A 12049-nucleotide genomic window follows, 5' to 3' on the forward strand; every position below is an offset into this window, starting at 1 on the left:
AACATGTTAAAATTTCAACTGGAAGATGTGCAGTTGTGGTATAATGATTTTAAAGCGCTCCACGGCGTCAGCATGGACATTGAGGAGAAGGAGATCACGGCTTTTATCGGCCCCTCCGGCTGCGGAAAATCCACGCTACTCAAGTGTCTCAACCGCATGAACGATCTGGTAGAGGGCTGCCATATCACAGGAAAGCTGCTGCTTGACGGCGAGGATATCAATGCGGCGCAGGACGTGAACCGTCTGCGCCGGCGGGTGGGCATGGTGTTTCAAAAGCCCAACCCCTTTCCCATGAGTATTTATGACAACATTGCTTTCGGGCCCCGGACCCACGGCGTAACCTCCCGGCTGAAGCTGGACGGCATTGTGGAAAAGGCCCTGCGGGACGCGGCCATCTGGGAGGAGACGAAGGACCGGCTGAAAAAAAGTGCCCTGTCCCTCTCTGGCGGGCAGCAGCAGCGGCTGTGCATTGCCCGGGCGCTGGCGGTGGAGCCGGAGGTGCTGCTGATGGACGAGCCCACCTCCGCGCTGGACCCTATCTCCACCTCGAAAATCGAGGAGCTGATGGCGGACCTGAAAAAGAAATATACCGTGGTGATTGTCACCCACAATATGCAGCAGGCCACCCGCATCTCCGACAAGACGGCCTTTTTTCTGCTGGGCGAGCTGATTGAATACGGCGAAACCGAGCAGGTGTTCTCCATGCCCAAAGATCAGAGGTGCGAAGACTACATTACGGGGAGGTTTGGATAATGCGCAGCAGATTTGACCGGCAGTTGGAAACCCTCAACACGATGCTTATTGAGATGGGCATGCAGGTGGAAACCGCCATTGCCGCCTCCATCGAGGCGCTGAGGAAACAGGACACGGTCCTTGCGAAAAAGGCGATTGCGGCCGATACGGAGATTGACCAGCAGGAAAAGGACATTGAGGCCATGTGCCTCAAGCTGCTGCTTCAGCAGCAGCCGGTGGCGAAGGATCTGCGGCTGATTTCGGCGGCGCTCAAAATGATTACGGATATGGAGCGTATCGGCGATCAGGCAGCGGACATCGCCGAAATCTCCATTTTCCTTACCCAGGCTCCCCACGTCAAAACGCCTGAGCACATTCCCCAGATGGCGGCAGCCACCGCCAAAATGGTCACCGAGAGCATCGACGCCTTTGTGAAAAAGGATTTGGAGCTTGCAAACAAAGTGATTGCCGATGACGACGTGGTGGACCGGCTGTTCGATGCGGTGAAGAGCGACTTGATTAAGCTGATGAGCGCTGACAGTTCCAACGGCAGTCAGGCCATTGACCTGCTGATGATTGCGAAATATCTGGAGCGCATCGGCGACCATGCCACAAATATCGCGGAATGGGTGGTGTTTTCCATCACGGGAAAGCACGAGGACGCCGCGGGATCGGAAGGTTGAACCATGCAGACGGTCTTTCTTGTGGAGGATGATGAGGATATCCGCGAGCTGACGGCCTACGCGCTGGAAAACGCGGGCTTTGCCTGCACCGGCTTTGAGGACGGGGACAGCTTTTGGGAGGCGCTTTTGGCCGCCGCCTTTCTTCCCGACATGATTCTGCTGGATATTATGCTTCCCGGGGAGGACGGACTTTCCATTTTGAAAAAGCTGCGTGACCACCCCCGATACGAGCGTATACCTGTCATCATGCTCACGGCGAAAAGCGGCGAGGCGGACAAGGTGCGGGGCCTTAATTTCGGTGCGGACGACTATATTGCAAAACCCTTTGGCGTCACCGAGCTGATTGCCCGGATTCACGCGGTTTTGCGCAGAGCTACGTCCGTCGTAAGGGAAAAGGGCCTGCTGACCTACGAAAATCTTGCGCTGGATAACGAGCGGCATACCGTTACGGCTGATGGAGAGGGCGTGGCTCTGACCTTTTTGGAATTTGAGCTGCTGCACTACCTCCTTTTAAACGCGGGGCTGGTTTTAAGCCGCGACAGGCTGATGGATGCGGTTTGGGGCTATGATTATAAGGGAGAGAGCCGCACGGTGGACGTGCACGTCAAATCCCTGCGGCAAAAGCTGGGTCCTGCGGGAGAGCACATCAAGACGGTGCGCAATGTGGGATATAAGCTCGGGGAGTGAGGACATGAACAAACGGATATTCCGCTATATGGGCCTGCTGATCATCCTGACGGTGGTGGTGTTTGCCGCCTTATGGGGGACGATTCTCACCGGTCAGTTCGGTGCCCAGATTAAGGAGGGCCTGCAAACCCTTCGCGTCTCCGTCATTGACCCAAGCGGGACTGTGCTGTTTGACAACATGGCCGACCCGAAAACCATGGAATCCCACTTGAGCCGCCCTGAGGTGGCCGAGGCACTTCTGACGGGCAGGGGAGAGGATGAGCGACTTTCGGACACGCTGGACGAAAAAACCTATTACTACGCCATGCGGCTGGAGGGCGGAAATATCCTGCGTCTGGCCTTGACCACCGACAGTCTGGCGGTGCTGCTCTTTCGGTTTATCCCGGTCGTCCTGCTGTGTCTGATTCTGGCCGCGTGTCTTTCCTTTGTGGTGGCAAGAAGACTGACCAGACGGCTGGTGGCCCCCATCAATAACCTTGATCTGGACGCGCCGGACCTTTCCGGCTATGACGAGCTTTTGCCCCTTCTGGAAAAAATCGAGACCCAGAAGCAGGAGCTGTCGCTTCAGCTTGCGGAAATTGAAAGCCGCGCCGCCACCATCACGGCCATCACCGGAAACATGAGGGAAGGGTTGCTGCTGCTGAACGGGGAGGGCCGGGTGCTGCTGGCAAACGACAGCGCCCTGCGCATTCTCGGCGCACGGGATGCGGATCGCAAACACCTAATCGAGCTTTGCCGGGATCCGGCCTTTCTGGAGCGGGCAAGCGCCTGCCTGGCGGGAGAAAAGGGGGAAACCTCCCTGCGGCTGGGCGGCAGGTTTTATAGCGTGTTTTTCAATCCCGTTTTGGATGGGGAGGCCCTTGACGGCGCGGTGGTGTTGTTTATCGACGTGACCGAGCGGTATGCCTCGGAGCGCCAACGCAAGGAGTTTTCCGCCAACGTGTCGCACGAGCTGAAAACGCCCCTCACTGCCATCGCCGCCCTGTCCGAGCTGATCGCGGACGGCACGGCGAAGGACGCAGACGTGCGGCCCTTTGCCGGGAAGATTCAGAAACAGGCGCGGCGCCTGATCGACATGATTGAGGATATCATCCGCCTGTCTGAGTTTGACGAGGAGGATGCTCCACGAGAATTTACCCGCTTTAACCTTTACTCCGCGGCGGCGGCGGTGATCGACAGTCTGGAGGAAAAAGCCGCGGAGCGAAACGTTGAGGTGAAGCTGCTGGGGGCCCCCCATATGTCCGTCACCGCCAATCTCCGCATGACAGACGAGCTTTTGTACAATCTGGTGGATAACGCCATCAAATATAACCGCGAGGGCGGCAGCGTGACCGTGGAGCTGACCGAGGATGCGCAGGCAGCGCGCATCTGCGTCCGGGACACAGGCATCGGAATTTCCAAGGAGCATCTGGGGCGGATTTTCGAGCGCTTTTATCGGGTGGATAAGTCCCGCTCCAAAAAGACTGGCGGAACGGGGCTGGGTCTTTCCATTGTCAAGCATGTGGCTGAGCTTCACGGGGGCTATGTGGAGGTGGAGAGCGAGGAGGGTAAGGGAACCTCCTTTACCTGCATATTTAAAAAACCTTGAGGGATAAAAAAGAGCGGACAGCCAAAGCTGTCCGCCAATAAAGCTGGCTTTATTTTGAGCTTTGCCGCAAATGCGCCCCGGGGCAATAGGCCCTAGGGCGCATGGTCCTGTTTGAGGGCCTGTACTGCGGCGCATCAGCAGCTTACGGCAGATTAACCACATGGGCCGGCTCTGTGCCGGCTGCAAAGCTTAGAATGTCCTTTACCAGCATGGGAAGGATGATATCGCCGATATCGGCGGTCCCACCGGCCACATGGGGCGTGACGATAATATTCGGGTCTTTTAATAGCACATGATCTCTGGGGAGCGGTTCATCTTCCACCACATCCAGACCCGCCCCGGCAAGCTTTCCGGATCGCACGGCCTCGGCCAGCGCATGGTCATCAATCAATCCCCCACGGGCGGTGTTGATAACGATGGCGCCATGCTTCATTCGCTGAAGCTCTTCTGCCCCGATTATGTGGCGGGTGGATTCCAGAAGTGGAATGTGCAACGAAATAATGTCAGAGGTTTCAAGAAGCGTTTCCAGAGGAACAAAAGTCATGTTGTGCGCCTGTTCCGTGGCATTAGGCAGGCGAAACACATCATAATACTGAACGCTTGCGCCAAAGGACTGAACCTTGTCCGAAACCTGCCGACCAATGTTGCCTCCGCCGATAATTCCAACCCGTTTGTTGCTCAGACAAAAAGAGCTGTTTAAAAAGGTGTTTTTGCTCCACACGCCGTTTTTCAGGCTTTCGGTATGGCACAGCAGCTTGCGCCCCACGGCCAGCATCAAAAGGACAGCCAGCTCGGATACGGCGTTTGCGTTTGCTCCGGGCGTGTTTGCAACCAAAATCCCACGCCTGCCTGCCGCCTTGATGTCTACGGAGTCAAATCCGGTGCCCCAACGCAGAATCATTTTCAATCTGGTATTTCTCTGGATTACTTCTTCAGGGGCCTTGAAAATTCGCAGAATCATAATCTCTGCGTCAGTCATGGCGTCATAATCCCGTTGGTTGTCCACCATGCTTAAATCAAATGCGTCTTCCGGAAGCAAGGCCCGTAGCTTCTCAAAGGTTTGATTCGGATAATTTCCCGCTAAAACTACTTTTATCATGATACTCCTCTCTGACTTACTGCAAGCTGTCTGCAATTCGAGCGATGACGGCATCGGCAGGGGCCTTCTGATCAATGGCGGATACCTCTGTAATTAACCGGTATAGGTTCACCCGCTTTTCTGCTGCCACAGCCTTGAATTTTTTTACAAAGCTGGAATGACAGCCTGTCAGCCCCAGTGTCAAGTCCAGTGGAGAGACGGGATTATGATAATGATGAGTCTCCATGGCGGGTTGCAGACGCTGGTCGATGAAGTCCAGCATTTCATACAAGTCGATTTCCTGCATCTGCCCAAGGCGCTGCATAATTGCCACACATAGTTCGGTTGCCAAATTGCCAGCGCTGCGCGCCATGCCCATCAGTCCGCAGTCTAAAATGGAGGCCCCGTTTTCATAGGCGGCGATGGCATTTGCCGCAGACAGCCCCAGATTATTGTGCCCGTGGAACGCCACGGGAATGGATACCGCATTAACCAGTTCTCTGGTATACGCTGCCGCCTGACTTGGCAGCATGGTCCCGGCGGAATCCATAATGGTGATTTCGTCCAGACCGGCAGCTTCCAGCTTTTTTCCCTCCTCGGCCAACTCGTGGGGAGTGAGCAGATACGCTTTCATCAGGGAATAAAAGGCCTTCATGCCATATTTTTTGATTCCCTGAATCGGCTGGAGCGCCACATCGGCGTCTCCGGCGTCCGCACCCACCCGGAGAAAAGACAGGCCGTTTTCCTTAGCCAGTGCCACACTTTTTTCCTGATAACGTTTGGCGTTCAGGAACATCCCCAGTTGAGAGCCTCGATTTAAATATTTTTTAGCGATCTCCAGATAGGTTTGATCCGTCTCCGCGTCGGTAAAGCCCGCCACCTCATAGGCGCCGATTCCACCGGCGTTGCCCAGCTCAATGATGGGCACCCCACAGGCAGTCAGGCCATCCAGCATCATGTCGGTCAACTCGGCAGAAAACCCTTTTCCCACGACGTTTGCCCCGTCGCGCAGGGTACAGTCCATTAAAATTACACTCATGTTTGAGCCTCCCGCTCTAATTTGTATATACGTTTTCCTTCGGCCTCTTTTCTCCCTTGCAATTTTGTGATATGATTCTTCTTGAACAATGTTTTCTATAAGATTTTAACAAAATAGACAAGAAAAAGATTGTGTCAGGAGGATGGCCGTGCATGAATCTCAGAAGTATTGAATATTTTTTAGTGACCGCCGAGGAAATGAACTTCACCCGTGCGGCGGAGCGGCTTTTTATCAGCCAGCAGGCGTTGAGCAGCCACATCAAACGTCTGGAGGACGAGTATCATGCCCAGTTGTTTGCGCGCCGCCCCACGCTCCATTTGACGCTGGCAGGACAGCAGATGGTTTTTTACGGCAGACAGATATTGGCCTCAGAGGCCAAGCTGCGCGCGGCCTTTTCCGACTTGGATAAAAATTGCCGCGGTGCATTGACAGTTGGAATTTCCCGGCTGAGGGGGGATGTTTTTTTCCCGCCCATCTGGAACTATTACCATCCTTCACACCCTAATATTTCCATCGAGCTGGTGGACGGCAACAGTGCAAAGCTGGACGAGCTGCTTCAAACAGGGAAAATTGACCTGTATATGGGTGTCGATATTCCCTCCAGCCCAAACCAGTGCCGCATTCAACTGGCCCGGGAAAAAATGCAGTGCTGCATGGCCCAAACGCTTTTGGAGAAATACCGCCCTGATCAGTGGCAGGAATTTTTAAATGAATTCCGGATGGGCATTGATTTAACGCGGATTGTAGATATCCCCTTTATTACACTTCGCCGGAACAATCGTCTGCGCAAAGGTCTGGAGCAATTCTTCGCCCACGAGTTCAGCCCCCGTTATGCCTTTGAGAGTGACCAGCAGGAACTGATCTACGAGATGGCCAAAAGCGGTGCCGGAGTGGGTCTGGCTTCCCCGGTTATTTTCTATCAGCACATGCGTGAAATCAATGAGCTGGGGCAGGCATTTCACGTGTTCCCGGTCATTAACGATATTCCGGAAAACATTCTATATCTGGTTTACCGGAAGGATTTTCCCCTGCCTCAATACGCGATGGACTTTATTCAGGTTGCCTGCATGGTACTTAAAACGTATTCTCACACCATTCTCCACGGCGGCATCGGAGGAAGAGATTGCAGCCAGTCCTGATGCCCTTACCCGCTTTTCCCTTTCCCGCGGATAAGGGAAACCAGCGGACCCGCAATGGACAACACAATCAATGCCATCAGCACAAGGCAGATGGGACGGCCCAAGTAGTAGCCCAGTACGTTTCCCTTGGCCATCACCAGAGACAGCGTCAGGCCTCTTTCCGCAGTTCCGCCCAGGATCAGGCCAAGGATGAGCGCGGCGGAAGACAGGTCGAACTTGTTCATAAGATAACCAAGAAGCCCGAAGAAGATGGTGATAAACACATCAAACATGGAGGCGTTAATGGCGTAAGCCCCGATCAGCGCCAGAGACACCACCACGGGCATCAGGATGGAGTTTGGAATTTTTGTCACATTGACTACATACCGGGCGATTGCCAATCCCACAAATACCATGAGAATGTTGGACAGGGCAAACCCAATGAGGATGGAGTAGGTTGTGGGAGCCTGCGTGGTAAACAGCCGTGCGCCCGGCACAAGGCCTTGAATTAAAAGACCGCCAAGGATGATGGCCGCGTTTGGACTGCCCGGGATGGACAGCGTCATCAGAGGAATCATGGAACCGCCGGTTACGGCGTTGTTCCCGCTTTCGCAGGCGGCCAGCCCCTCCATGGACCCGTTTCCAAACTCCTCCTTATGCTTGGAGTGCTTCTTTGCTTGGTCATAAGAAATCCAGGAACCGATGTTGCCGCCCGCGCCGGGCAGGATTCCCACCACAATGCCAATGACGGAGGACACGATCCACGTCCACGCATAGTGCGGGAGCTCTTTCAGCGTGGGCAGCATCTTTTTGCCCAGAGTGACATTGCTTTGTTCAAGAATAGACTTATTGGCGTTTCGATAATCCTCGCAGTTGCTCATCACTTGGGCAATGGTAAACAAACCGATCAGAGCCGGCACCATCTGAATTCCATTCATCAGGCGATCCGAGCCAAAGGTATAGCGCAGGGTACCGGTAACCGCATCCATTCCAATCGTGGCAAGAAACAGACCCACTAACCCCATCAAAAGTCCCTTGAGAATGGAGTTCCCGGCAAGGCTTCCAATTACAGTCAGGCCAAAAATGGAAATCAGAAAGCTTTCCGGCTCGCTGAACTTCAGGCTCACCATGGCCAGCGGGGGCGCAATGACCAGCAGCGCAATGGCGCTGGACAGTCCGCCGATGCCGGAGGAGAGCATGGACATGCCCACCGCCTCCAGACCGCGCCCCTGTTTTGTCAGGGGATATCCCTCTATGGCGGTGGCGGCGTTGGCCGGGGTACCGGGGGTGTGAAGCAGAATCGCGGAGATGGAGCCGCCGGTCATGGCCGATGTATAAATCGCCATCAACATCACCAGTGCCGCCACCGGCTCCATGGAATAGGAGACAGGCAGAAGAAGGGCGATGGCCATGCCGCCGCTCAAACCCGGCATGGCGCCGACCACCATGCCGCCGATGACGCCCACAGCCAAGCCAATCCAGACCTGAATGGAGCAAAAATTGGATATGATCTCTTGAATCAAGCGAATTCACCTCATCTTTTTACTTTCGCATATCACGGCATACGAAGCTGCAATTGGACAACGAACAGGACGTAAACAAACAGCTCCAACCCCACGGTCACGCCCAAAATTGCCTTCCAGTTGCGCTGTCCCAGAAAGAACATGCCAAGGGGAAGAAAAATCGCGGTGGAGACGAAATACCCGGTGAAGTTCATCAAAACTGCGTACAGAACAATAGCCAGAAGGGCGAAAAGGGGCCCTGCAAGCCCCCGGGGAAGAATCTGGCTTTGATTTGTCCTCGGCTGAGTCAGCTTCAGCCCGTGAACCGTTACCATGGCGGAGAGAATAATAATTCCAATTAAAATCGCTTTGGGCCACATGGCTGCATCCGGGTTGCTGAATTGCCCGGCCATGACATAAAAAATCACAGATAGGACGATCAGCACCCCTCCGATCCAAACGTCGGGGTGTATAGTTTTCAACTTCATGCCTTATCTCCTTTTCAGAACAAAAGGCCCCGCCGTATAAACCGTTTTGTTTCATGCGGCGGGGCCGTTTTAAAAGGTAATCTATTAAGACCAGCCCAAGATTTCGGAGAACGTGGCCATTTGTGCTTCCTGCTCCTTGGCGTAGGCAGTGTAATCGTCGCCGCCCAGATAGTTCACGGCCTGACCCAGAACGGCCATTCTTGCAATAAACTCGGGGTTATTGATGCAGTTGTCCATTGCCTGTATCCAGCGGTCATAAACAGCCTGATCCACACCGGCAGGCAGGGCAAAGCCGCGGTCGGAGGGAGAGGTCACGTTGTATTCGGGCATTTCTTCATTAAAGGTTGGCACGTCTGGCAGCAGGGAGGAGCGCTCCGTGGCAAATACGCACAGGATATCCACCTCGCCGTCCTGATAGGCTTGCATCGTCTCACCGATGGAGCCCCAGCCCACATCGATGTGGCCGCCCAGCAGGGCCGCATAGGTATCGCTCCAGCCGGACTGATGGACTTCGGTCAACTGTAACCCGTCGATCTGACTCATCAGGCTTTCCGCCAGCAGATGCTTGTTGGTGCCCACGCCGTTGTCGCCGGCCAGCAGCTCATTGCTCATACCATATTCAATAAAGCTTTTCGTGTCGGTAAAACGGGTGTCTCCCGCCTTTACCACGAGGCAGCCCCAGTCGCTGATCTCATTTGCCACCAGCGCAAAGCTGTCCAGATTTTCGTCACGGTTCTGCTGGGGATCCAAATAGCCGGAGTAAACGGTTGGAATGTTCATCTGCGCGATGGTATATCCATCGGGGTCGGCCTTCAGCAGATCGTTCCAAGCAATCCAGCCGTTGGCGCCGGTGGAGTTTACCACGGTGATGCTGACGCCCAAGTCCTTTTCCAGATAGGGAGCCAGAGTCCGGACAGCCAGATCCGAGCCGCCTCCGGCACTCCAGGGTACCAGCATAGTGATGCTTCGATCCGGCGTCCATTCGCTGGGAGCGCTGCTTCCACTCGCGGAGCCGGAAGTTCCTGAGGCGTCCGATTTGCTGCCGCAGCCTGTGAGCAGCGCAAGGCAAATTGCCGCCGCTGCGGCCAAGGCAATGATCTTTTTCATGCGTTTGTCTCCTCTTCTTTTTCTACTTTTTTATAAGCAAGGGAAGCCCCTGCAATATAATCAATTTGTTCAGGCGCCATATTTTTGATAGTTTTGCTCTAGAATTTCCATGGTTTGCCGCAGAATGCAAATGGTTTCCCCAGATGCTGCAAGCCGCTGTGCCTCAGGCTCGCCGGGAATGTAAATGCGCGGAACGCCGGGACGCTTCCGGCTGCTGCGCAGGGCGTCAAACCATTCCTGCGCCCGGTCGGCAAATTCATCCGGCCCAAGGAAGTGGGCAATGTCGAGGGCAGCGGCAAAATGCCCGGTGCCGGAAGGACAATCGGAGCGAAACATAGAGCTGCTCTCTCCCGACAGAGCCGCGCCGGACAGCAGAGCGCACAGCATGTCCACCACCATCGCCAGCGCATAGCCCTTATGTCCCGCCATGGGCAAAAGAATTCCGCGGATTGCCGACTGAGGATCAGTGGTATCGTGCCCATCCTCGTCTAACGCCCAGCCCAGAGGAATCTCCTCGCCTTTTTGGGCGTAAATCCGAATCTTCCCCTTGGCTGCCGCGCTGGTCGCCATGTCGGCGCAGAAAGTCATCTCTCGCCCCGGAAAGGCGACCGCGAAGGGGTTTGTCCCAAGAAGCAGGTCCATCCCCCCAAAGGGGGCCATGGTGGGACCGGCCGCAGAGGCCACAAACCCGACGCAGCCTTGCCGGGCCAGACTTCTGGCATAGTAGGCCGCGGTGCCGAAGTGATTGGAGCGACAGACGGAGGCGATTCCTACGCCGAAGCTTTTGGCCAGCGCCCCACAGGTATCCACCGCTTTGGTCATGACGACCTGTCCCAATCCGTTTCCGCCGTCTATTTGGGCGACGGCGTCCCGGACTGTAATCTGAATCTCAGGCGCCGGAGCAATCGTTCCTGCGTTTAGCCGCTCCACATAGGCGTTCAGCCGCATCAGCCCGTGGGATTCCACGCCGCACAGCTCTGCGTCCAGCAGTGCGTCCACCGTCTTTGCGGCGTCAGCACCGGGAACGCCCACGCCCATAAGGATTGCCAAGGATTTTTCCTTTACCTCTGCTATGGGAAGTTCTGCGATCCTATCCATCTCAGAGCTTCTCCAGTCCCTTGACCGAGCATTGAAACACAAATATGTCGATGGCACGGACAAACTCTGATTCCGCCGTCTGGTAAGATTTATCTCCCTCAAAGGAGTGGGTGGCAATCAAATGGATAATGTGGTCAGGAAGACCGGCTCTCCCTGCAATCAGCGCTCCGGACAGGGGATGGCGCATCAGGTTGAAATTCTCACTGTGGGATACCGTTCCATTTTGAATGGAGAATTCCGTCAATTTCCCGATATCGTGGAGCAGTGCTCCCGCCACCACAATGTCCCGGCTGAACGGCACGCCGTGCCGTTCGTGGTATTTGTGCAGCGCATCAAATTCCATAATACACATGCTTGTGACGTCGTTGACGTGCTCGATCCAGGAGACATCGCAGTCCTTCCAGTTCAGCGTGACCGGACAAAGGGAAATCGTGGCCTCACTCCATCCGCCCTGTTCCATGGCCATACGCATAGCTTCCAGTGATTGTTCCCGTAGCCCTTCATCCGCAATTTCCAAAAAAAGGGGGAATGATGATTTAATCCCATCGCAGTCCATTTCAGACTCCTCCGTTTATCTTTCAAAATTGGTTCTGGCTCTCTATAAATTCGGCAAATTATAATTCTGATTCTTTCGCTCTTTTGGTTATTTTTCATGCTATCACTTTCGGATTACAATGTCTAACAAAAAAATTTTTTAAAGTTGACAATATAGACGTTGTTAATCACGCAGACTTTTATGCACTGTGCCTGATTTAAATGAACGCTGCGTCGGCAAAGGGAGATAACGCTGCCTGGCAAGTCGCATGTCCGAATTTTAGGAAATGAATGTAAAGGTGCCCTGCCGGGAAAACGGCAGGGCACCTTGGGTTATTTACAGCTCAGGACATGAGACCTGGTTGCCTGCAAGCAGCGGGCTGATTCAGAGAAAC

Annotated in this window: 12 protein-coding genes; 5 read left to right on the forward strand and 7 right to left on the reverse strand. The window is 54.6% G+C overall.

Going from position 1 to position 12049, the window contains the following annotated elements:
• The first annotated feature begins 3 nt into the window (after positions 1 to 3).
• From pstB to B2W96_RS00210, 4 genes are read left to right on the forward strand one after another with little or no spacing between them, the layout of a single operon-like run.
• Entirely contained in the window at positions 4 to 753 is a 750-nt protein-coding gene (gene pstB, locus B2W96_RS00195; RefSeq protein WP_349680123.1) for a phosphate ABC transporter ATP-binding protein PstB, read from the forward strand.
• Complete coding sequence (gene phoU, locus B2W96_RS00200) at positions 753 to 1415, forward strand: phosphate signaling complex protein PhoU (RefSeq protein WP_293007341.1); 663 nt, start codon at positions 753 to 755, stop codon at positions 1413 to 1415. The genes pstB and phoU overlap by 1 nt, the downstream gene beginning before the upstream one ends.
• Positions 1416 to 1418: 3 nt before the next feature.
• Positions 1419 to 2102 carry a response regulator transcription factor gene (locus B2W96_RS00205; RefSeq protein WP_293007343.1) on the forward strand — a complete coding sequence of 228 codons (684 nt, stop codon included), beginning with the start codon at positions 1419 to 1421 and terminating at the stop codon, positions 2100 to 2102.
• Positions 2103 to 2106: 4 nt separating this feature from the next.
• On the forward strand, positions 2107 to 3690 hold the full coding sequence (locus B2W96_RS00210; RefSeq protein ID WP_293007345.1) for a sensor histidine kinase: 1584 nt from the start codon (positions 2107 to 2109) through the stop codon (positions 3688 to 3690).
• Between the two features lie 142 nt (positions 3691 to 3832).
• Here B2W96_RS00210 and B2W96_RS00215 read toward each other — a convergent pair whose 3' ends face one another.
• Positions 3833 to 4789 (reverse strand): 2-hydroxyacid dehydrogenase, encoded by a 957-nt coding sequence (locus B2W96_RS00215; RefSeq protein ID WP_293007347.1) that lies wholly within the window; start codon positions 4787 to 4789, stop codon positions 3833 to 3835.
• Positions 4790 to 4805: 16 nt separating this feature from the next.
• Complete coding sequence (locus tag B2W96_RS00220) at positions 4806 to 5807, reverse strand: 4-hydroxy-2-oxovalerate aldolase (protein WP_293007349.1); 1002 nt, start codon at positions 5805 to 5807, stop codon at positions 4806 to 4808.
• Between the two features lie 152 nt (positions 5808 to 5959).
• On the opposite strand from B2W96_RS00220, the gene B2W96_RS00225 reads away from it, so the two are divergent.
• Positions 5960 to 6946 (forward strand): LysR family transcriptional regulator, encoded by a 987-nt coding sequence (locus B2W96_RS00225; RefSeq protein WP_293007351.1) that lies wholly within the window; start codon positions 5960 to 5962, stop codon positions 6944 to 6946.
• Between the two features lie 5 nt (positions 6947 to 6951).
• On the opposite strand, the gene B2W96_RS00230 is transcribed toward B2W96_RS00225, so the two are convergent.
• The 5 genes from B2W96_RS00230 to B2W96_RS00250 form a co-directional block, all read right to left on the reverse strand.
• Positions 6952 to 8448, reverse strand: a complete 1497-nt coding sequence (locus tag B2W96_RS00230) for a tripartite tricarboxylate transporter permease (RefSeq protein WP_293007353.1) — start codon at positions 8446 to 8448, stop codon at positions 6952 to 6954.
• A gap of 32 nt (positions 8449 to 8480) precedes the next feature.
• The gene (locus B2W96_RS00235) at positions 8481 to 8915 is read right to left on the reverse strand and encodes a tripartite tricarboxylate transporter TctB family protein (RefSeq protein WP_293007355.1); all 435 of its coding nucleotides are present in this window, start codon (positions 8913 to 8915) and stop codon (positions 8481 to 8483) included.
• 84 nt (positions 8916 to 8999) lie between these two features.
• Positions 9000 to 10022, reverse strand: coding sequence for a tripartite tricarboxylate transporter substrate binding protein (locus B2W96_RS00240; protein ID WP_293007357.1), 1023 nt, complete (start codon positions 10020 to 10022; stop codon positions 9000 to 9002).
• Between the two features lie 69 nt (positions 10023 to 10091).
• Positions 10092 to 11120: an Ldh family oxidoreductase gene (locus B2W96_RS00245; RefSeq protein ID WP_293007359.1), complete on the reverse strand. Its 1029-nt coding sequence runs from the start codon at positions 11118 to 11120 to the stop codon at positions 10092 to 10094.
• A 1-nt stretch (position 11121) separates the two neighbouring features.
• Complete coding sequence (locus B2W96_RS00250; protein ID WP_293007361.1) at positions 11122 to 11586, reverse strand: HD domain-containing protein; 465 nt, start codon at positions 11584 to 11586, stop codon at positions 11122 to 11124.
• Between the last annotated feature and the right edge of the window lie 463 nt (positions 11587 to 12049).

The organism is Oscillibacter sp. UBA6647, assembly GCA_002455655.1.
Lineage (GTDB): Bacteria > Bacillota > Clostridia > Oscillospirales > Oscillospiraceae > Oscillibacter.